Source organism: Psychrobacter sp. DAB_AL32B (assembly GCF_002224105.1).
Classification (GTDB): Bacteria; Pseudomonadota; Gammaproteobacteria; order Pseudomonadales; family Moraxellaceae; genus Psychrobacter.
In genome coordinates this window covers 34,656-55,474 of sequence record NZ_NEXU01000059.1, presented here as the reverse complement: position 1 = coordinate 55,474, position 20,819 = coordinate 34,656, and the positions used below count along the sequence as shown (strand labels likewise).

The following is a 20,819-nucleotide window of genomic DNA, read 5'->3' as shown; positions in this document are numbered from 1 at the left end:
AAAAAAAAAAAAAAAAAGAAGTACACTTAAATACGATCGATGGGACACTACAAGATGGTAAAAAGGCAAAACCAAGCAAAGGAGATAAAAGTGCGATAGATACTGGCTTTAGCGTCGTTAATGAGCGTACTTATCCCAACTTTTTTCGTTTGCTTTATGAGCTACAAGTACCGTTTCAAGCAACAGATATGAGTTTCTCAGTTAAAAATACCGCTCGTAATTTTGAATATAATGGTCATACACTCAATACTTTATTATCGCAGCGCAAAAATATTCTTAACCCTAAGTTTTGGGCATTTATCACTGATATTTTGCGGTTCAATAAACAGGTTCGTCAGCTGCGTCAAGATTATGATGTGGCTCGCGCGCAAGGACACGATCTCAGTGTCTTTACCGAGCAAACGCTAGGCAATTATCTTAATAGTAGTAAATACGGTGATTTATTTACCGATAATTATCTATTGCCAATGGTGTCCGCTATTTGGTCAACCAGTTTGAGCGAGGTGCAAGACTTCCCCTTGATTTTCTTTGCTCAATTCTTTGATAATCATGGCTTGCTTGATGTGGTCAATCGTCCGCAGTGGTTCACGATAAAAGGCGGCTCTAAGCAGTACGTGAATAAGCTGGTAACACGCTTTGTGAAAGCTGGCGGCAGCATTCGAGTCAACAGTCCGGCGCAGTCTGTTATTCGTCATGATGAGACAGTCACTTTGACCGTCAGTAATAGTAATGAGGCCGTTACTAAAGACAATAAATCTGTGCAACAAATGATTTTCGATGAAGTGATCTTTGCTTGTCATGCGGATACGGCGCTTAAAATAATAAAAGACGCCAGTCCTGCTGAGCAGGAAGTACTGAGTCATTTCAAGTTTACAAGTAATACCGCTGTCCTGCATACCGACACGACCGTCTTGCCGAAAAAGCCACTTGCATGGGCAAGTTGGAACTATTTAATTGATGATAAAAATTCTACTCAAAATAGCAAAGGACAGACGCAAGCTTCAGTGAAACCAGTATTGACCTATCATATGAATATCTTGCAGCGTTTAACCAAGCAGCATAATTACTTAGTGACGCTAAATCACGAGGTAGATGAGAGTCAAGTTATCAAGCGAATTGACTATAGCCATCCCGTATTCAATAACGAGACGATTGACGCGCAAGCTCAGTGGTCGCGTATTTCTGGTAGTAGCTTACACACTCATTTCTGCGGTGCTTATTGGTTTAATGGCTTTCATGAAGATGGGGTGCGCAGCGCTCTGCGTGTTTGTCAGGCATTAAAATGCAACATTGATATTAAGGATAGCGTTGACCAAAGCCCTCTGCCGGATGCCGAGAGTGCGCATACACCATTTCGCTATAAAGACTTGCCGATAAAAGCAGACAAACAGTCGCGCAAACTCAAAAAACGTCAGGTAGTGACTGCCACTACTAATCAAGAATTGGTGGAATATATCGCGACTTTACAGCCAGATGCCGAAGCATTTAATAAGAAAAAACTGGGTTTTTTTGCTCGTCGTAAAGCCAAAAATATATAGCAGAATTAATGGGAGAGAGCACTATGACTGGTTCAACGCCTCCGTCTGACAGGATATTAAAGCAAGCGTCGCCTCATGATAATGTGAGCTTGCAGCACCAACTGTTTCATGGAACGACATGGCATAGTCGGCTGTTACCGAGTATGCATAAATTTGCTTATCCTTATCGCTATTGGGGCGTCAATATTAGTGCGCTAGTAGCAGGACAAGCACTTCCTGAAGTAGAAACAGCAATTCTTAGCAACAGTAAAATCCTAAGAAAATTGCCGTTAAATGCATTGTTATCCAAGAAGATTTTCTCAAAAAAACTACTGTCAAAAGGATTGCCGTTATTTTCAGCAAAGAAAAAAGCATTGCAGCAATTTTATCCTAATGATTATCTACAAGGACTAAATTTACAAGAGTCAAATAGCCTAAGTAAAGATAAAAACTTTAACAATGAAAGCAAAACTTCAGATAAAAAAAGTACTTTAGATAGAAATGAATCTTTAATAAATGTCCAAGCGCTTGAACAACGTTTGATTCAAGCCTTTACAGAAAGGACAGGTAGTGCGCCAATAGGCGGTATGATTGGCATGGTTGTTTGCCGCAATGCCGGTATCTATTTCAGCCCTGTGAATTTCTACTTGGGTTTTGATATGGAGCAAAAACCAACCCATTTATTGGCTGAAGTGTCCAATACGCCGTGGGATAAACGTCATTATTATGGGTTTTTATTAGATGGCGCGAATACTGAGTTTTGTCACGATAAAGACTTTCATGTGTCACCTTTTAATCCCATTGACCAGCAGTATTGCTGGCAAGTGGCGATAAAAAGTGCAGTAAAAAATGAGGATAAAAAACAGTCAGATAACGGCTTGCAAGTTCGTATTGCTATTAATATCAGTGATGAACGCGGCGAAGTATTAAAAACCGGCATAAAAATGTCAGGCATACCAATGACAGCGACGACGATTCGCGAGAGCTTGCGAAAAAACCCACTGATGAATGTGACTTCTTTAATGCGTATTTATTGGCATGCTTTTAAACTCTACGCCATTAAAAAAGTACCTTATATTAATTACGATGAAAAATTAGCTGATAGCCAACAGCAAAATGAGAGTACTCAAAAGGATATTTCTTGATAGTTAGAGTTTTAGATAATGGTTAGATAACTATTTCAACAGCTAGCCAGCTCAATGCCAAAATTTAGAGCGCTTAATTTAGAGCACTTAGACAAGGATAAATAAATAATGTCAGCACGACCGACCGACCGAGCACCCGCTTCAAAACTAGGAAAAATGACCGCAAGCATGCGCCGAACGGTCAATGACAGTACGATTTTGCAACCAGTGACCAACAGCGTGAATTATTTGGCAAAACAAGCCATATTTCGTGCTCTAAAACATATTCGATTTGGCAGTATCACTATTATTGAAGACTTTGCTGGACAGCCGTCCAAGACTCATCATTTTGGCAGTAAATCTTCTAACACCCAAAGCAGCTCAGCCATTGGTCGTCATCCATTAGACGTGACGCTCATGATTCATGACAGTAGCGTTTATCGTCAATTACTGTTTGGGGGCTCTATTGCGCTAGCGGATAGCTATATTAACGCTGAATGGGATACAGCTGATTTAACGGGATTGATTCGATTGGCGGCGCGTAACCTAGCCGTGCTTAATAAGCTAGAGAACCGCTTTGCTGGCATTAGTAAAACCTTTGAGAGGGCAAATCATAAGCTGCGCAGTAACGATCAGTCTGGCTCAAAGTCCAATATTCTAGCGCATTACGATTTGGGCAATGATATGTATCAGCGCTTTTTAGATGATACGATGATGTACTCATCAGCGGTCTATAAAAACCCAGAGGCGACATTGGCTGAGGCGCAGCAGCATAAATTAGCATTGATCTGCCAACGTCTTCAACTCACAGCTGAAGATCATGTAATAGAAATTGGCACAGGTTGGGGTGGTTTTGCTATTTATGCGGCAAAGCACTATGGCTGTCACATAACGACGACGACTATCTCGGACGCGCAGTATGAAGAGGCGCAGCGCCGTGTCGAAGCTGCAGGACTCTCTGATAAGATCACCCTACTCAAGCAAGACTATCGCGAGCTGGCAGGGCAGTACGAGAAATTGGTCAGTATTGAGATGATTGAAGCAGTTGGACATGAGTATTTGCCGACATTTTTTGCTAAATGTAATAGCTTGCTCAAGCCAACGGGTTTGATGGTGCTGCAAGCAATTACTTTTAATGATCAAAACTATAAAAGCTATATAGAGTCGGTGGATTTTATCCAAACTCATATTTTCCCAGGTGGTTGCTTGCTGTCCAATCAAGAGCTGAATACACAGTTCACAGAACAGACGGATATGGTCATTAAGCAGCTGCACGATTATGGTTTTGACTACGCCCATACTTTGCGAGATTGGCGCATAGCATTTATGGCGCAGCGCGAAGAGATTAAAGCGCTCGGTTATGAAGAGGCTTTTATTCGCTTATGGGCGTTTTATTTTTGCTACTGCGAAGGTGGATTCTTGGAGCGTACGATTGGCGTAGTACAAGTCACGGCGGTTAAGCCAGACAATATCGATACGCTACATTTTTCTGATTTACCAGCAACAGTGAGTGTCCCTGCTTAAGTAAGCCATTATCTTGCGCGGATTATCAGCACAAATTTGTCCAATTTTTAGCTACCATTATAAAAGGATATTATCATGGGTTATATTTATATCTATCTTGCCGCCGTTGCTATATTTTTGGGCATCGATGCGGTTTGGCTCAAGACAATGACGGGTCTTTTTTATGAAAAGCGTATTGGGCATTTGCTCGCCGATGAGCCCAATATGGTTGCAGCTGGCGTGTTTTATATGTTCTATCTGTTGGCACTTTGTATCATTATTTTATACCCACAAATCAGATCAAATGCGCCGCTTCACCATATTTTCTTATTGGGCGCTTTAATAGGACTGATGGCTTACGGTACTTATGATTTTACCAGCTTAGCGTTATATAAAGGTTTTACTATGGACACCGCTTTGGTTGATTTTGCTTGGGGCGGCATTTTAACGGGTTCAGTGAGTGCTATCGTGGCTTGGCTTGCTTATCGTTTTCATTGGTTAAGCTAATCTATTGGTTAAGGTGAATCGACTATATTTGCGCTGTGGCAATTGCTGCTGTATAAATAACACTTTAAATAGTTTTTACACCCGTTAAGGAACACTATGTCGCAATACAATACCAGCTCCACCGCTAAAAGAGTCCCATTAAACCATGAGCTATATATGTCAGTGCTTATGACGCCAGATATGGCCAATTTTATTGGCAACGTTCATGGTGGGGATTTGCTCAAGATGCTGGACCAAGTTGCTTATGCTTGTGCCAGTCGCTATAGCGGTAGTTATGTGGTGACACTGTCAGTCGATCAAGTAATGTTCCGTGAACCTATTCATGTCGGCGAGCTAGTGACGTTTGCGGCTAGTGTGAACTATGTCGGCAAAACCTCAATGGAAGTCGGTATTCGAGTAGAGGCAGAGGATGTACGTGCACGTACCGTTCGACATACCAACAGCTGCTATTTTACGATGGTGGCGATTGATGAGAACCGCAAGCCAACGCTAATCCCTGAGCTTGAGATTAAAGATGCCTTGCAACAATGCCGCTTTGATGCAGGCTTAGAGCGCAAAAAGCTGCGTATGGAAGGCTCGCAACGTATCAGCTGCGACATCAGTAAATTCAATAATAAAGTCGCAAGTGCAGAGTCTGCTCATTAATGCAGACAATAAACATACTCTCACCAAAACATTACTGATATATACAAGGTTTTTGACTACATTGAATGAAAGCTAAAGTGTCTAATAAAATCAGCTAGCGACTATATATAGCTAGTCTGGTTTTATACCTTAAACCATTCATTTATTGAGGCTCAGATGAGTTTAAAACCGTCAAAATCTGATGCAAAATCCGAGCCAATGCCGCGCGCTGATACGAGCGGCATTGGTCGCCCTCGCGCTCCAAATCCTTTCAATGCTCCAGATGACATTCATTCTGACCAACCTAGATCTGTGCCTAACCCTGATGACAAAAAATCGAGCTCATTAGTAACGGTTCTGATTGCAGTTGGTGCCAATCTCATTATTGCCATTGCCAAAACAGTCGCTGCATTTATGACAGGCTCTGCTTCTATGATAGCGGAATCTGCGCATTCTTGGGCAGACGCGGGCAATGGTACTTTGTTGATTATTGCAGAAAAAAAGTCAATCAAACCTGCTGACAAAAGCCATCCACTCGGCTACGGTAAAGAGTCGTATGTATGGTCGATGATTGCAGCGTTTGGCGTCTTCATGGCAGGGTCAGTGGTTTCTATTTATACTGGTATTACCGAGTGGAATGCAGCTGAAACTGAAACCAACTATACCATCGGTTTTATTATCTTAGCAGTCGCCTTTGTACTAGAAGGATTTTCTTTAACACAGGCGTATTTGCAAAGTAAAAAACATGGCGAAGCGATTAATGTCAGTGCCATAGGTTATGTGATTGATACGTCTAATCCTACCTTGCGTGGAGTGTTTTTTGAAGATTTGGCGGCAGTCATCGGGTTGGTTGTGGCGGCAGCTGCGATGGCAATGCATGCCTATACTGGTGAGCCATTTTGGGATGCGCTTGGGTCTATTATTGTTGGTATATTGCTTGCCGTTGTGGCAGTCTTTTTAATCAGTCGTAATCGTGATTTTTTAGTGGGCTATAGAGTCTCAGAAAAAATGCACGATTATATCTTAGCAGAACTGCTCAAGCATCCAGATATCGATAGCGTTTCTTACTTGCATTTAGAGTGGGTAGGTCCAAAAAAAATATTTATGGTCGCGGCGGTCGATATTGCTGGCAATCAGCATGAGCAAGAAATTGCGCACAAGTTTGAAAGTATAGAAAATCAGTTTCGTAGTCAGGCGTTGTTCCAAGAAGCTATTTTAACCTTGTCGGTCCCTAATGCCGAAATCTTACGCTTGCCTGACACTGAAAATCCATAATCCATAATCCATAATCCATAATCCATAATCCATAATCCATAATAATAATGAGAATGAGAATATAATATGAAAATTCCTTTAAAACTTCTAACGAAAAATCCCAACCATCATACACAAATAGTGTCGCCTTTGCTGGCATTGGTAGTAGCGACTCTAATGGCAGGTACTGCTGTACAAGCCAATGCAGAATTAATCGTACACAGTGATGCAAATCAAATTCAACAAACAAAAACGGTGACATCCGCACCCTATAATACCGTCCGTAAGATTGATGATGCACAAAGTGTCAGCAGCCTGTTACCTACTGATATCTCTATTATTAAGCTTATGCAGGTGATGCATATTGATGAACAAATACAATCTATCGTCAATGGACAGCAAGCTGCTATTGAGGCGATTAATAATCAAGCTCAAAGCCGTAGTCAGCAACAAGTAAACGATAAGCAGTTAAATAAGCGTCAACGCGAGTTACAAGATCAAATTCAAAACGTTTTAGGTCAGTATGCCAAAATTATGAGCAACGGTATTGGTGACGCGACCGATGCCCAAACCTTGACGCAAGCCTATATCAGTGCTGCAAAAACTTACTACACGCAAGCGGAAGTGGATGCGCAAATCAAATTCTACGATACAGCTGTCGGTCAAAATATCTTAGCAAAACAGCCACAAATTACTGCTGCTTTTTTGAAGCACTCTTTACCTGATGATACTACTGAAACTGAAGCCCAACTAGGCGAGCTATTGCCGCAGATGAAGCAAATCGTGAAAGGTATTTTCTAAGCTTGCTGCTGCTAACCTAATTATTTTCAACTTAGTCGTTTTTAAATTCGATATTTTGAAGCCAGCTTAAAAATAAGCAAACATAAAAAAGATCACCATTTAGGTGACCTTTTTTTATGTTTAGCAAATAAGTTAATCTTATTTATTACAGTCTTATTTTTTAGACGTATCTTTTTTCGGGGCATTGGCACCGATGAACCATGCGTCTTTATCAATGATACGGCTTGCTTCGGTGAATAGATCAGCAGTATCCTCATCGCCAGCATCACCTGCAGCTTCAATTGCTTCACGCAATTTAACAGCTACTTTTTTATAACGATCAGTAATCGCACGAACATGATCTTCCACTTCGGTGATATCAGTCGGGTAGTCATCTAAAATAGAATCTTTTACCACGCGACGGGCTGTACCATTCGGCTCACCACCTAAAATGACAATACGCTCAGCAATCGCATCTGAAACCTCACGAATACGCTCAGCAGTATCGTCTAGTAACTGATGTACACCGATAAAGCCAGTACCTTGTAGATTCCAATGACATTGCTTGCCATCTAGAGTCAAGTCGATGACGTTTGCTAGGTTGGCGTTTAACAGATCAGTCATTTTTTTTGCGGTTGCATCATCTATTCCACTTGCGTAACGTTCTCTCATATTTTGCTCCATTATTTTATTTTACTGATATTTGAGTTTCAATTAATAACTATTATCAACAGCTCTTTAAGTTTCTATTTATTAAGTTGTTGCTGACTACTTATGAATTCACTATCGATAATAACAGCTTAAACAAGAGATGAAACCCTGACATTTAGGCTTTATACAGAGGTCGTGTAATGAGTTTGTTAATCGTGAAAACCTTTGTAAACATAGTGGTTAAAATGGACGATCTGATAACAATCGGTGAACACACTAATATTTTGACCTTATTGAACTTAGGCTTATTTAACTTAGGATTATTTAACATAGGTATGTGGGTTTTAAGCGGCTTAAAATTTCTAGTCTTTTGGTCTAATGCCTTTTTCTGCGAATTTATCAAACAGCTCTTGCTGGGTTAAGTTTACCGTGTCATTGGCAAATTCATAATAGTCGGGCTTCTTGTCTATAAAGATCTGGCTCTCGAAACTAAGGTTTGGATTGTCTTGGAACAGTCCAAGCGATAGTACATAAGTTTCAGAGCCAAGCTGGTGATAATATAGGTTGGTGCCGCATTTATGGCAAAACGCACGCTCTGCCCATGCAGAGGATGGATAGACCGTCATTGAGTCTTCGCCCTGAATATCAGGTTTTGAGTGGCTATGTATCGCCATTAATGGTCCGCTGCCCCAACGGCGACACATCGTACAATGACATGCCTCAAAAGTATTGATATCTTCTAATTTGATGGTGATGTTACCGCACAGACAGTGACCTTTCATAACTCGTTCCTTGATTAATGGTCATTGAACTATACCTGAGTTTTCATGCTTTTTATTGAGTGTTTTTGCATCCATCTGTAGGCGTTTAACTTAATAAATGACCTTTAAAAATAATGATTTAACCCCATATTGTTATAAACCTAACCTCTTATAACCTTTTATAAATACCAGGAAGACAGCCATTATGCGAATGCCTGAACCGCGATCGTCGCGTCAGTTAAACCAATTGGCCACTCAGCTACAAGGCGAAGCTGAAATTAGTGGTGTTAATGCGTCTGGTACGCAAATCTCAAGTCGCGCCTTTGAGATGATTACCGAATTTGAGCCAGCAGGCGATCAGCCGCAAGCGATTAAAAAGCTGGTTAACGGCATCAATTCTGGTATGGATGAGCAGCTGTTACTTGGGGTGACCGGTTCTGGTAAGACGTATACCATGGCCAAAGTCATCTCTGAGTGCCAGCGCCCAACCATTATTATGGCGCATAATAAGACGCTTGCTGCCCAGTTATATGGGGAGTTTAAATCATTTTTCCCCAATAACGCGGTTGAGTATTTTGTCAGCTATTATGACTATTATCAGCCGGAAGCGTATGTCGCTGCCAGCGATACTTTTATCGAAAAAGACAGCGCCATTAACGATCATATTGACCAAATGCGTCTATCAGCCACACGTGCATTACTTGAGCGTCGTGATGCGATTATCGTTGCGTCAGTGTCCTGTATCTATGGTTTGGGTGATCCAGAAAGTTATCTGAAAATGCTGCTACACGTCGTTGTTGGCGATCACATCGACCGTACTGCGACGATTAAGCGTTTGGTTGAGATGCAATATACGCGTAACGAGCTGGACTTTGGGCGTGGTACTTATCGTTTGCGTGGTGAGCTGCTAGATATCTATCCTGCTGAGTCTGAGCAACTGGCGGTGCGTGTGCATCTATTTGATAATGAAGTGGAAAAAATCACTTGGTTTGATCCTTTGACAGGCAAAACGGTGCGCAGCGTGCCGCGTATTACTATCTATCCAAAATCGCATTATGTGACACCGCGCAATAAGTTAGAAGCTGCTAGCCATACCATTCGGGCTGAGCTTGAGCCTCGGTTAGAGTATTTCCGCGACAATAATAAACTGATTGAAGCTCAACGTCTTAAAGAGCGCACTCAGTATGACCTTGAGATGATTCAACAGCTTGGCTACTGTAACGGTATTGAAAACTACTCACAGCATCTCTCTGGTCGTCCGTCAGGCGAAGCGCCGCCAACGCTATTTGATTACATTCCAGAAGATGCGCTGCTATTCATTGATGAATCGCACGTGACGGTATCGCAAATTGGCGCGATGTATAAAGGCGATAGATCGCGTAAAGAGAACCTTGTGAATTATGGCTTTCGTCTACCGAGTGCGATGAATAATCGCCCGATGAAGTTTGAAGAGTGGGAGCGTATAAAGCCTAAAACCATTTATGTTAGCGCCACGCCTGCATTATATGAGCTTGAACACAGCGAGCAGGTGGTCGAGCAAGTGGTGCGTCCAACGGGTCTGATTGACCCTGAGATTGAGATTCGTCCGGTATTAACACAAGTCGATGATGTGCTATCGGAGATTACCAAACGCCGTGAAAAAGATGAGAGGGTACTAATCACGACCTTGACCAAGCGTATGTCAGAGGATTTGACCAGTTATCTGAAAGAATACGATGTCAAAGTCGCTTATCTCCATTCGGATATTGATACCCTTGAGCGCATGCAGATTATTCATGAGCTGCGTACTGGTGTGCATGATGTGTTGGTCGGTATTAACTTGCTGCGTGAAGGTCTTGATATGCCTGAAGTATCATTGGTGGCGATATTTGATGCAGACAAGGAAGGCTTTTTGCGTTCTGAGCGTGCCTTGATTCAGACCATTGGTCGCGCTGCGCGTCATATTAATGGTAAGGCTATTCTATATGCCGACCGTATTACCAATAGCATGCAAAAAGCGATCGATGAGACGGATCGTCGCCGTGAAAAGCAAGTGGCCTTTAACCTTGAGCATAACATCACGCCAACAGGCGCGCGCCGTAGTATCACGGATAAAATCGATACAGGCGATGACCATGATGCCAACGATAATCAGATGATTTCCATTAAGAGCAATCTACCTGATGTCGATATCAGCATCTTACGTAGTCCTGATTTATTGGCTAAAGAGATCAATCGTCTTGAGAAGCTTATGAAGCAGATGTCGCGTGATCTGAAGTTTGAAGATGCAGCAAAAACGCGCGATAAAGTGCTAGAGTTAAAAGCGCATTTGATTTAGAAGTGTTGTAAGTTGGATAAATAGGGCGGGTTAACGGATAGTTAGCTCGCTTTTTTAAGTTAACTAGGATTTTGAAATGTCTATATATAGCTTTGATAAGAAAGAGTGTTTAAATCGAGCTGAGCAACTTCTATATAATGCTGATGTTGCTTCTTTAAGATATGCGTGCCTTGAATTAAGGCAATGTATTGAAGCAATTGCTTATGAAAAATTTAAGACTTATCAAAAGTATATTTTGGAAAAAGAACTGAATACGTGGCAACCTAAACGTGTTTTTGACTTTCTTAGACAAGTTGATCCTTTATCAATAGAAGATTATAAATTCAAGGTATATAAGCAGAATGATGATGAGAGTTTAGGTGAATGTATTCTCGAGAGAGACCATGTTACTTTGAATAAGCGACATATTGGAAAAGACTATAACAAATTAGGTAGTTACCTTCATACACCAACTATTAAGCAGCAATTAAATTATTCGGAGAAACATAAGAATCTTAGAGAGTTTCTTAAAACAACTATAGAAGAATTACGTCCTTTAGTTGATTGTTGCTTCGATACTAATTTTGGTGAGGTCTTTACTATTGAGTGTGAGTCTTGTCAAAAGTCTATTCCTCTAAGAAAAGAAGGTCTAGCTATAAAAGAAAAGTTTAGTTGTTTAGATTCAAGCTGTAATATGCAATATCAGGTATTAGATATAAGTGAAGACAATGAGTTAATATATGAAGCATTACATCTTAATGTGCCATGTAGTTGTGGAGAAACAAATAAAATTAATATTAATGATTTGGAAAGCTTGTACGTTTTTAATTGTACGTGCGGTAAAAAACACTTTCTTAAAAAAGATTGGTTTCACAACGAGCAATAGAATATTAGTAGAGTAGGCGTTCAATGACGTAACCCACGAATCCTATTATTTATTGAATGAGTTTGACATAATAATTCTGCAGCAATTTAACGCCACTGTGCTTTACTAAACTTGTCCTAAACTCTCTATTAAACAGTCCCACGTTATCCTCTACTTACAGAGCTAGCAAGACTATATGCTTTCCAATATCACACGTAGTTTTACACTTTCTAACTTAAAATAGACACCTACTTTGTGTAGTATAAATTAATAAAAGATGGCCTATTTGACAGCTATTTTGAATTAATTACGTTTATAAGTTTTTGAAAGGGATGTAGCTATGTTTGATATCAAAGCATTATTAAAAAGAGGCGTAGAGAAAGAATTGCTCGATGTGGATGACTATATTTTCATGCCAGAGACTATAGAGATTATGGTTGATGATGGTCAATTAAAATGCATCTTAAACAGTGATGGTCGAGTTAATGTTTTCTATACTAAGCAGGGCATCACGGATGTGAGATCAGCGGCTCGTAAGCATCCATTTACTGCTTTTGAGACAGAACTGAATCACGGAATTTATGATGACATCATTCATGACTTGGTCAAAGAGGTTAATAAAATCCTTGATGGTAAATCTAAATATTTCCACCGTAGAATTCTACCGGTAGCAGTGCCTCAGAGCCTATCGAGTGGTGGGGGCTTATAAAGAGTTAAAGAATAAATGAATAAGTAGTATTGTGCTTGATAAAAAAAGAGGACGTTATGGTTAATAACGTCCTCTTTTTTTATTGTTTTATCTGTAACGCTTAACGATATAGCTTTTTAAAGCCACTACTTATTTAACGATACTGGTATAACAACTTTGTAGTGATTTGGCCACGACTCTGGTCACCAATTGGGTACGATATTGTGGATCTATGGCTGCATTACCCAATTCAATGAGAGTCACTTGCTGTGGTGCTTGCTCACTTACGCAACCACAAACTTTACCTTTTACGGCTTCTTCTTGGACGTCAGTCATAGCGACACTAGCAATACGCCACGCATTTTGGTTTTCAATCTGACTGCGACATTGATTATCAATAGCAGCCTTAAAAACGTTCATACCGATTTCGCTTGCAGTACCCATTGTATTGCCTGCATTGGTGTTTCCACCGGTTGTCGCACAACCAGCTAGGGCAAAAGTAGCCATTAACGCCGTTGAAATAAGTAGTTTTTTCATGATATTCCCTTTGATGTTTGTTGGTATTGTTAGCGGTGCTATTTTACAGCGTTTTAACGATATAAAAGTAAAGATAAAAAACAAGAATAAAAAAAGAGGCTGTCATAAGCCTCTTTTTTTATAGTGATACAAGTTTTTGCTAAATAATTTTAACAGCCAAGTTTACCTTCAGCAATCAGTGCTTTTTTACTACGAATTGGTGCAGGGCAATCTTCACCATAATACTGGCGATCGGCAAAGTAACTTGAGCGTACCATAGGGCCCGCCCAAATGTTAAAGAAGCCAATCTTTTTGCCGTAGTCCATATAGCGCTGAAATTCATCAGGATGCACATAACGGTCGACTGGTGCGTGGTTTTTACTTGGTTGCAAATATTGACCGACTGTAATCATATCCACATTATGCGCTTTTAGATCATCAAGTAGTGCATAGATTTCTTCTTCGGTTTCACCAAGTCCAACCATAAAGCCGCATTTTGTAGCGATATCAGGGCGACGTTCTTTATAGATTTTTAGCAAGTCTAATGAATGTTGATAATCAGAACCTGGACGGAAGGCTTTATATAAACGAGGCACCGTTTCGATATTGTGGTTAAAGACGTCAGGCGCTGTTTCAGTCAGCAAGTCTAGAGCAATATCCATACGCCCACGGAAATCCGGCACCAATATTTCAATCAAGCAATTTGGGCTAAGTGCGCGAGATTCATTCAGCACTTCGACGAAATGCATCGCGCCGCCGTCTTTTAGATCATCACGGTCAACTGAGGTGATAACCGCATACTTTAACTTGAGACCTAAGATAGTTTCGGCAGTATGGCGCGGCTCATCTTTATCCAGCTCATTTGGGCGACCATGACCGACATCACAGAACGGGCAACGACGGGTACAGATATCACCCATAATCATAAAGGTGGCTGTACCATCAGAGAAACACTGCGCTAAGTTAGGGCAGGCGGCTTCTTCACAAACGGTATAGAGCTTTTGCTCACGTAAGGTGGCTTTGATACGCGCCACTTCAGCAGGTGAGGACAGCTTTACCCGAATCCAATCTGGCTTTTTCTTCGCCTCGATGGTCGGGATTACTTTAATTGGGATACGTGCAACTTTATCATAGCCACGTAGCTTTTCACCTTGGATGGCTTTTTTTGGTTTTGCCCGAGCAGCAGGCGTGTGCGTTTGTACGGCGGCGTTTGTCATAATCAAATTATCTCTTAACCCTTGATAGGATAAGGGTTTATGGCATTATTAGAATGTTTTATGAATCGAGTTATTATAGCAGATATCAGGTCAGTAATTTTTAGACAATCGTATGAGAGCGACCTTGTTAAGGCTACTATGGATGAACTCTTTAGCGTAGTTTTAATTATTGATATCAATATCTAAGTCATTCAGCACTTCTATGGCGGCACGAAACGCTTCTTGAGTAGCAGGCGCGCCGCAATAAGGCAAACTATGCATCAAGACTTCTCGAATCTGAGCGACACTGGCGCCATTATTAATCGCACCTCGGATATGCCCTTTTAGCTCATTTGGGCTCTTTTGTGCAATTAAAAAAGCGATGGTGATTAAGGAGCGATATTTGCGCGGTAAAACTGAGTCATCTTGCCACGTACTGCCCCAAGCGTGTTCGATAATCCAGTCTTGTAATGGCTGAGTAAACGGTGTTGCTGAGTCAAGCGAGCGTTTGACATGCTCTGCGCCCATTACTTCGGTGCGAACTTTTAAACCGTTTTCATAATTGGCGTTTTGATTGGTGCTTTGATTGGCATTGTGACTAATACTATTATCTTCTGTCTCTTTATTTTCCATTATCATCCTTGATGTTGTGAGTAAATATAGTGCGCCTCATTGAGGTTTAGTTATTAAATAGTATACCAGTCGAGCGCGTTTTATTTAACTGTTAATCGAGATATAGTTGATTTCATATAGCGATAACAACGTGTAACAATAACAATGTTCTAAAGTAGCAATGCCGTATTCTTTTTTAAGTGAATAGACGGTCTTAACAGCACTTTACTACGAACATATATTTTGAATGTTAAGCGGCAAAATAAGTCCTCAGTATGAAAATTTCAGAATTTATGATATAGGCACCATTAGTCATATTATTTATGGCACTATTTTTATAATAAATGTCCAATATGGCCTTATATTGCGCCTTTTCTCGGCTTAGCCATTAACTTTTTAGGCGTTTTAAGCTATGATTGCACGAATAATTATTCAATGCAGTACATCGATGTAGGCTGTCATCCTGACTACTCACGTGATGTACTGGTCACCAACCGACGAGGACGACTATTGTGTTAGAAGCTTATCGTAAACATGTCGCAGAACGTGCTGAGCTAGGTACTGTACCACTTCCACTAAATGAGAAGCAGGTAGCAGAATTGGTTGAGCTACTTAAAACCCCACCAGCGGGTGAAGATGCGTTCTTAATGGATTTGTTAGAAAATCGTATTCCTGCCGGTGTTGACCAAGCTGCCTATGTTAAAGCGGCATTTTTAGCGGCTATCGTGAAAGGCGAAGCGACTTCTTCATTAGTAAGCAAGAAAAAAGCGGTTCAAATCTTAGGCACTATGCAAGGTGGTTATAACGTACAACCACTCGTTGCTGCACTAGATGACGCAGAAGTCGCGCAAGAAGCCGCTGAAGCTTTGAAAAAAACATTGCTAGTATTTGATGCGTTCAATGACGTGACCGAAAAAGCCGAAGCCGGCAATGCTATCGCCAAAGAAGTGGTTCAATCTTGGGCAGACGCTGAATGGTTCTTGAGCCGTGCTGCAGTACCAGAAAAAACCACATATACGACGTTTAAAGTAACGGGCGAAACCAATACTGACGATTTGTCTCCTGCGCAAGATGCGTGGAGCCGTCCTGATATCCCATTACATTCATTAGCCATGCATAAAAACTCTCGCGACGGTATCACTGCCGACGTTGAGGGTGAAATTGGTCCAATGAAGCAAATTGAAGCACTAAAAGAAAAAGGCCATCCGCTTGCTTATGTTGGCGACGTGGTAGGTACGGGTTCTAGCCGTAAATCTGCGACTAACTCAGTGTTGTGGTTGATGGGCGATGATATCCCTAACGTGCCAAACAAACGTGGTGGCGGTCTAGTATTGGGTAATAACATTGCACCAATCTTCTTTAATACCATGGAAGATTCAGGCGCATTACCAATTGAGAAAGTTGCTGTTGATAACCTAAATATGGGTGATGTGTTCGATATCTATCCGTATGAAGGCAAAATCACTAAGCATGACTCTGATGAAGTACTGTCAACGTTTAAACTAAACTCGCCAACCTTGCTTGACGAAGTTCGCGCTGGTGGCCGTATTCCACTAATCGTTGGTCGTGGTCTGACCAATCGTGCTCGTGAATACATGGGTCTTGGTCATTCAGACATTTTTGCTAAGCCAGAAGAGCCAGTCGATACTGGTAAAGGCTTTACACTAGCGCAAAAGATGGTTGGTAAAGCTTGTGGTCTAGCAGGCGTTCGTCCTGGTATGTACTGCGAACCAAAAATCACTACGGTCGGTAGTCAAGATACCACTGGTCCGATGACCCGTGATGAGCTAAAAGACTTAGCCTGCCTAGGTTTCCAAGCAGACTTGGTTATGCAGTCATTCTGTCATACCGCTGCTTATCCAAAGCCAGTTGATATTGAAACTCAGCATACCCTTCCTGACTTTATCATGAACCGTGGCGGCGTGAGCTTACGTCCAGGTGACGGTATCATTCACTCATGGTTGAACCGTATGCTACTTCCAGATACCGTTGGTACTGGTGGTGACTCGCATACCCGTTTCCCAATTGGCATCTCGTTCCCAGCTGGTTCTGGTCTAGTCGCATTTGCTGCTGCGACTGGTGTTATGCCGCTTGATATGCCTGAATCTGTGCGTGTTCGTTTCATCGGTGAGCGTCAAGCCGGTATCACGTTACGTGACTTAGTCCATGCGATTCCTTATCAAGCAATTAAAGAAGGTCTATTGACTGTTGATAAGAAAGGCAAAATCAACGAGTTTAACGGTCGTATTTTAGAAATCGAAGGTCTAGAAGATTTAACCGCTGAGCAAGCGTTCGAATTGTCTGATGCCTCAGCTGAGCGTAGTGCTGCTGGTTGTACGATTACTTTATCTGAGAAGTCAGTTGCCGAGTATCTGACTTCGAATATCACCTTGTTAAAATGGATGATCTCAGAAGGTTACGGCGATGCGCGTACTATTAGCCGTCGTATCGAAGGTATGCAAGAGTGGTTGGCTAATCCAAGCCTGATGCGCGCTGACGAAGATGCAGAATATACCATCGATATGACCATCGATATGTCTGAAATCAAAGAGCCGATTCTTTGCTGCCCGAATGATCCAGACGATGCAAAAACATTAGCAGACGTGGCAGGTGATACCATTGATGAAGTATTCATTGGTTCATGTATGACCAACATCGGTCACTTCCGCGCTGCCGGTAAATTGCTACAAGACGTCCCAGCAGGTAGCTTGCAAACTCGTCTATGGATTGCGCCGCCAACTAAAATGGATGCGCGTCAGTTGATGGAAGAAGGCTACTATAATATCTATGCACAAGCCGGCGCTCGTACTGAGATGCCAGGTTGTTCACTATGCATGGGTAACCAAGCACGTATTGCACCGAACTCTACTGCGGTATCGACGTCAACCCGTAACTTCCCGAACCGTCTAGGTCAAGGTGCTAACGTCTATCTAGCATCAGCTGAATTGGCTTCTGTTGCTGCGGTATTGGGTAAACTACCAACCAACGAAGAGTATCAGCAATATGCTGGTATGCTTGATAGCATGGGCGAAGAAGTGTATCAATACATGAACTTCGACCGTATGGAAACCTATACTGAAGAAGCGGATAAAATTAACGTTGCTCAGTTAACCTAGTTGTTAATAGAAACGTTAAGATATCTATAAGAAAACCCCGTATCGTTATGATGCGGGGTTTTTTGCTGTGAGCGATGGGTAGTTTCTCTCATTATCTTATGTATAATATAGGTGCAGGCGGAAACCGTGGCTCTGTAATTTTTTCTATTTTCTCTCTCGGGACGGACCGATACTTTGATAGGCACTGATGTGCTTTGGAGTTTTGGTTGATTACTTTATCCCCCATCAAACGCCGTATAGTCTATGTGACAGTTTTTGAAATTATCGCTATCATCTCATCCACCTTGGTTCTTATGTTGTTAAGCGACAGTAGCGCAGAAGAGTCTTTACCAGTTGCGGTGATGGTGTCGTTAGCAGCGGTAATTTTGAATTTCATTTATAATACGGCGTTTGAAAATTGGGAACGTCGTAAGCAGGTAACGCAGCGCACGTTCTTCATACGAAGTGCCCATGCGATAGGGTTTGAAGGCGGGTTGGTTCTGATTTGCCTACCGCTATATATGATTTGGTACGATGTTGGTTTTATTAAAGCCTTTATGATGGAAGCTGCCTTACTGCTATTTTTCTTAGTTTATACTTTTCTCTTTACGTTGGGTTTTGACAAAATATTTACCTTAACGCATCAATATAAAAGTGCCTCTGCTTCTTAGTAAGTAATAGTACGGCTAGAAATTATTGTTTAGGTATCTATCGTTTATAGGTTCTTACCAAAAAAAGGCTACCTAATGGCAGCCTTTTTAATGATATTACCAAAAGCAGCGTTATAAGCGTTTTATTTACCCTGATAAACCGGTTTACGCTTTTCCATAAAGGCGGTAATACCTTCTTTAAAGTCAGCTGTTTTAGCTAGCATGGTTTGCTGATCAACTTCCATATCTAACGCTTCATTAAGACCCATATACGCATGCGTGTTAATCATATGCTTCATCGAGGCTAATGCTTTTCCGGGTAGATTACTTAAACGAGTTGCCAACGCTAACACGCTCGCATCTAACTCGTCGCTACTAACCACATCGTTAACCAAGTTTAGGCGTGCCATATCTTCCGCTTTTAGCTTATCACCGAGCATCACCATCTCAGTGGTTTTTGCCACGCCGATCAACTGATTAAGCAGATAAATACCGCCAGCATCTGGAATCAGACCGATATTAACAAAGGCTTGGACGAATTTGGCATTATCAGCGGCGATACGAAAGTCACAAGTAAGGGCAAGATTCATACCAGCGCCAGCGACAGCACCTTCTAGTTTGGCGATAATTGGTTTATGAATATTGCGCAGCTTTAAGCTAATCTCAGCCACTTCACCGACCATAAAATTTAGCTTGTCAGATAATGCGTCGCTTTCCATGCCATTCTCTAACATCTCACCGATATGACCGCCACTTGAGAAATGACCACCTGCGCCCTGTAAAATAATGACTCGTACTTGCTCATCTTCATCTGCTTTATTAAGCGCATCTACCATCGCATTCTTGAGTAGAGTGCTAAAAGCATTAAGCGTTTTTGGGTCATTCATCGTGATGGTAGCGATATGATTTTCTGCTTGGTACTCAACGAGAGCTTGTGACATTTCGATATCCTTAGTTAAATTTTCTATATAAACGTTGTTGGTAAAAAATAGAGGTTGGCAATAAGTGTGACAAATAATGCAATGCTGATTACTATAGCAGTTTGGGATTATTATAAAAGCTGGTTTTGTGGGCGCTGAAGACACGCTTAAAGCAATTTTTTTATTTGCAGTTATATTTATTGATAAAGGTATAAAACCTTACCGTTCAAAAATAAGGCTACTAACTGTAGGGTGGTTAAATTATGCTAGAAGGCTGTGTTTCAAAAGGCTGTGTTTTAAAGGGTTGTAGGTTATAAGGGTGAGGGACTTGCTCGATAATGTGCTTATTTTTAATTTATTAAACAAACAAGGAAGTGGTTATGCCAACGATTAATGTGAATAATGTCGATATTTATTATGAAGACAGTGCGCCCAATGACAAGCAAAAGCCAGTCATGGTGTTTGCCCATGGTTTGCTATGGAATACGAGCATGTATGACAAGCAAGTCGAGTATTTTAAAGCCGGCTACCGCTGTATTGCCTTTGATTTTCGTGGACAAGGTCAGTCTGAAATTACCAAGTCTGGCTATGATATGGAGACACTAACGGAGGACACGCTTGCGCTACTGGATGCGCTAGATATCAATAAGTGTCATTTTTTAGGCTTGTCAATGGGTGGTTTTGTCGCCCAGCGTATCGCTCTAAAACGTCCTGAATTATTGCTATCGCTCACGCTACTTGAAACATCAGCCGATCCTGAAGATCCAAAAAACGTACCAAAGTACCGCAAGCTTATAAAGGCCATTCGTTGGTTAGGTATGAAGCGTGTCAGCCAAAAAGTGATGCCTATTATGTTTGGCAGCAGTTTTTTAGCTGATAAGTCGCGTAAGGCTGACCGTAGAGAATGGTTGTCTATATTACAAAGCAACCGTAAAGATGGGGTCATTAAGGCGACCACGGGCGTTATTGAGCGCACGGCAACTTATGATCAGCTAAGTGATATTAAAACGCCCACACTCATTATCGTTGGCGATGAAGATGCAGCAACACCGTATGCAAAAGCTGAGCGTATGCACTTTGCAATCGAAGGCTCTAAGCTTGCTGTTATTAAAGGTGCGGGACATACAGCGACAGTCGAAGAACCTGAACAAGTAAATAAAGCCATTAATAAATTCTTAGCAAACTTTGTATAGCATTTATCAGTATAGGGAAAATTTTTTAGAAAAAAGCCGTTATCATTGATTTGATAACGGCTTTTTT

General features: G+C 41.4%; 19 protein-coding genes. 13 read left to right on the top strand and 6 right to left on the bottom strand.

Annotated elements, in window-relative coordinates; all coding sequences use genetic code 11:
- From CAN34_RS06990 to CAN34_RS06960, 7 genes are all read left to right on the top strand, one after another.
- Nucleotides 1-1,538 (top strand): NAD(P)/FAD-dependent oxidoreductase (locus CAN34_RS06990; protein ID WP_089555039.1); only part of this gene is annotated, 1,538 nt, incomplete at its 5' end.
- A 23-nt stretch (nucleotides 1,539-1,561) separates the two neighbouring features.
- Nucleotides 1,562-2,662 (top strand): DUF1365 domain-containing protein, encoded by a 1,101-nt coding sequence (locus CAN34_RS06985; RefSeq protein ID WP_089555038.1) that lies wholly within the window; start codon nucleotides 1,562-1,564, stop codon nucleotides 2,660-2,662.
- Nucleotides 2,663-2,770: 108 nt separating this feature from the next.
- Nucleotides 2,771-4,165 carry a cyclopropane-fatty-acyl-phospholipid synthase family protein gene (locus CAN34_RS06980; RefSeq protein ID WP_254423121.1) on the top strand — a complete coding sequence of 465 codons (1,395 nt, stop codon included), beginning with the start codon at nucleotides 2,771-2,773 and terminating at the stop codon, nucleotides 4,163-4,165.
- Between the two features lie 75 nt (nucleotides 4,166-4,240).
- Nucleotides 4,241-4,651 carry a DUF2177 family protein gene (locus tag CAN34_RS06975; protein WP_089555036.1) on the top strand — a complete coding sequence of 137 codons (411 nt, stop codon included), beginning with the start codon at nucleotides 4,241-4,243 and terminating at the stop codon, nucleotides 4,649-4,651.
- 96 nt (nucleotides 4,652-4,747) lie between these two features.
- Complete coding sequence (locus CAN34_RS06970) at nucleotides 4,748-5,296, top strand: acyl-CoA thioesterase (RefSeq protein WP_089555035.1); 549 nt, start codon at nucleotides 4,748-4,750, stop codon at nucleotides 5,294-5,296.
- Nucleotides 5,297-5,452: 156 nt separating this feature from the next.
- Complete coding sequence (locus CAN34_RS06965; protein WP_089555034.1) at nucleotides 5,453-6,550, top strand: cation diffusion facilitator family transporter; 1,098 nt, start codon at nucleotides 5,453-5,455, stop codon at nucleotides 6,548-6,550.
- 66 nt (nucleotides 6,551-6,616) lie between these two features.
- Entirely contained in the window at nucleotides 6,617-7,330 is a 714-nt protein-coding gene (locus tag CAN34_RS06960; RefSeq protein WP_089555033.1) for a DUF2059 domain-containing protein, read from the top strand.
- A 153-nt stretch (nucleotides 7,331-7,483) separates the two neighbouring features.
- Here the strand turns inward: CAN34_RS06960 and dps are convergent, their stop codons facing one another.
- Complete coding sequence (dps, locus tag CAN34_RS06955; RefSeq protein ID WP_079691263.1) at nucleotides 7,484-7,981, bottom strand: DNA starvation/stationary phase protection protein Dps; 498 nt, start codon at nucleotides 7,979-7,981, stop codon at nucleotides 7,484-7,486.
- Nucleotides 7,982-8,322: 341 nt separating this feature from the next.
- Nucleotides 8,323-8,742: a GFA family protein gene (locus CAN34_RS06950; protein WP_089555032.1), complete on the bottom strand. Its 420-nt coding sequence runs from the start codon at nucleotides 8,740-8,742 to the stop codon at nucleotides 8,323-8,325.
- Nucleotides 8,743-8,926: 184 nt separating this feature from the next.
- Here CAN34_RS06950 and uvrB point away from each other — a divergent pair, with 184 nt between their 5' ends.
- From uvrB to CAN34_RS06935, 3 genes are all read left to right on the top strand, one after another.
- A complete protein-coding gene (uvrB, locus tag CAN34_RS06945; protein WP_089555031.1) occupies nucleotides 8,927-11,038 on the top strand; it encodes an excinuclease ABC subunit UvrB in 2,112 nt (703 codons plus the stop codon).
- Between the two features lie 76 nt (nucleotides 11,039-11,114).
- Complete coding sequence (locus CAN34_RS06940; protein ID WP_089555030.1) at nucleotides 11,115-11,903, top strand: hypothetical protein; 789 nt, start codon at nucleotides 11,115-11,117, stop codon at nucleotides 11,901-11,903.
- 319 nt (nucleotides 11,904-12,222) lie between these two features.
- A complete protein-coding gene (locus tag CAN34_RS06935) occupies nucleotides 12,223-12,591 on the top strand; it encodes a hypothetical protein (protein ID WP_089555029.1) in 369 nt (122 codons plus the stop codon).
- Between the two features lie 129 nt (nucleotides 12,592-12,720).
- Here the strand turns inward: CAN34_RS06935 and CAN34_RS06930 are convergent, their stop codons facing one another.
- The 3 genes from CAN34_RS06930 to CAN34_RS06920 form a co-directional block, all read right to left on the bottom strand.
- Nucleotides 12,721-13,107 (bottom strand): hypothetical protein, encoded by a 387-nt coding sequence (locus CAN34_RS06930; RefSeq protein ID WP_089555028.1) that lies wholly within the window; start codon nucleotides 13,105-13,107, stop codon nucleotides 12,721-12,723.
- Nucleotides 13,108-13,256: 149 nt separating this feature from the next.
- Entirely contained in the window at nucleotides 13,257-14,303 is a 1,047-nt protein-coding gene (lipA, locus tag CAN34_RS06925) for a lipoyl synthase (protein ID WP_089555027.1), read from the bottom strand.
- A 162-nt stretch (nucleotides 14,304-14,465) separates the two neighbouring features.
- Nucleotides 14,466-14,810: a carboxymuconolactone decarboxylase family protein gene (locus CAN34_RS06920; RefSeq protein ID WP_254423123.1), complete on the bottom strand. Its 345-nt coding sequence runs from the start codon at nucleotides 14,808-14,810 to the stop codon at nucleotides 14,466-14,468.
- A 596-nt stretch (nucleotides 14,811-15,406) separates the two neighbouring features.
- On the opposite strand from CAN34_RS06920, the gene acnB reads away from it, so the two are divergent.
- Both acnB and CAN34_RS06910 read left to right on the top strand, forming a co-directional pair.
- Complete coding sequence (gene acnB, locus CAN34_RS06915; protein ID WP_089555025.1) at nucleotides 15,407-18,010, top strand: bifunctional aconitate hydratase 2/2-methylisocitrate dehydratase; 2,604 nt, start codon at nucleotides 15,407-15,409, stop codon at nucleotides 18,008-18,010.
- A 206-nt stretch (nucleotides 18,011-18,216) separates the two neighbouring features.
- Nucleotides 18,217-18,660 (top strand): PACE efflux transporter, encoded by a 444-nt coding sequence (locus tag CAN34_RS06910; RefSeq protein ID WP_089555041.1) that lies wholly within the window; start codon nucleotides 18,217-18,219, stop codon nucleotides 18,658-18,660.
- A gap of 122 nt (nucleotides 18,661-18,782) precedes the next feature.
- On the opposite strand, the gene CAN34_RS06905 is transcribed toward CAN34_RS06910, so the two are convergent.
- Nucleotides 18,783-19,580, bottom strand: a complete 798-nt coding sequence (locus tag CAN34_RS06905; RefSeq protein ID WP_089555024.1) for an enoyl-CoA hydratase/isomerase family protein — start codon at nucleotides 19,578-19,580, stop codon at nucleotides 18,783-18,785.
- Nucleotides 19,581-19,939: 359 nt separating this feature from the next.
- On the opposite strand from CAN34_RS06905, the gene CAN34_RS06900 reads away from it, so the two are divergent.
- Nucleotides 19,940-20,752 (top strand): alpha/beta fold hydrolase, encoded by an 813-nt coding sequence (locus CAN34_RS06900; protein ID WP_089555023.1) that lies wholly within the window; start codon nucleotides 19,940-19,942, stop codon nucleotides 20,750-20,752.
- Nucleotides 20,753-20,819 lie beyond the last annotated feature (67 nt).

What these genes read in the sequence shown, in the direction of transcription:
- CAN34_RS06930 (WP_089555028.1), bottom strand. Translation starts at nt 13,107, where the DNA reads ATGAAAAAACTACTTATTTCAACGGCGTTAATGGCTACTTTTGCCCTA.
- CAN34_RS06980 (WP_254423121.1), top strand. Translation starts at nt 2,771, where the DNA reads ATGTCAGCACGACCGACCGACCGAGCACCCGCTTCAAAACTAGGAAAA.
- CAN34_RS06900 (WP_089555023.1), top strand. Translation starts at nt 19,940, where the DNA reads ATGCCAACGATTAATGTGAATAATGTCGATATTTATTATGAAGACAGT.
- CAN34_RS06950 (WP_089555032.1), bottom strand. Translation starts at nt 8,742, where the DNA reads ATGAAAGGTCACTGTCTGTGCGGTAACATCACCATCAAATTAGAAGAT.
- CAN34_RS06920 (WP_254423123.1), bottom strand. Translation starts at nt 14,810, where the DNA reads ATGGGCGCAGAGCATGTCAAACGCTCGCTTGACTCAGCAACACCGTTT.
- lipA (WP_089555027.1), bottom strand. Translation starts at nt 14,303, where the DNA reads ATGACAAACGCCGCCGTACAAACGCACACGCCTGCTGCTCGGGCAAAA.
- CAN34_RS06935 (WP_089555029.1), top strand. Translation starts at nt 12,223, where the DNA reads ATGTTTGATATCAAAGCATTATTAAAAAGAGGCGTAGAGAAAGAATTG.
- CAN34_RS06940 (WP_089555030.1), top strand. Translation starts at nt 11,115, where the DNA reads ATGTCTATATATAGCTTTGATAAGAAAGAGTGTTTAAATCGAGCTGAG.
- CAN34_RS06970 (WP_089555035.1), top strand. Translation starts at nt 4,748, where the DNA reads ATGTCGCAATACAATACCAGCTCCACCGCTAAAAGAGTCCCATTAAAC.
- CAN34_RS06965 (WP_089555034.1), top strand. Translation starts at nt 5,453, where the DNA reads ATGAGTTTAAAACCGTCAAAATCTGATGCAAAATCCGAGCCAATGCCG.
- uvrB (WP_089555031.1), top strand. Translation starts at nt 8,927, where the DNA reads ATGCGAATGCCTGAACCGCGATCGTCGCGTCAGTTAAACCAATTGGCC.
- dps (WP_079691263.1), bottom strand. Translation starts at nt 7,981, where the DNA reads ATGAGAGAACGTTACGCAAGTGGAATAGATGATGCAACCGCAAAAAAA.
- CAN34_RS06960 (WP_089555033.1), top strand. Translation starts at nt 6,617, where the DNA reads ATGAAAATTCCTTTAAAACTTCTAACGAAAAATCCCAACCATCATACA.
- CAN34_RS06985 (WP_089555038.1), top strand. Translation starts at nt 1,562, where the DNA reads ATGACTGGTTCAACGCCTCCGTCTGACAGGATATTAAAGCAAGCGTCG.
- CAN34_RS06905 (WP_089555024.1), bottom strand. Translation starts at nt 19,580, where the DNA reads ATGTCACAAGCTCTCGTTGAGTACCAAGCAGAAAATCATATCGCTACC.
- CAN34_RS06975 (WP_089555036.1), top strand. Translation starts at nt 4,241, where the DNA reads ATGGGTTATATTTATATCTATCTTGCCGCCGTTGCTATATTTTTGGGC.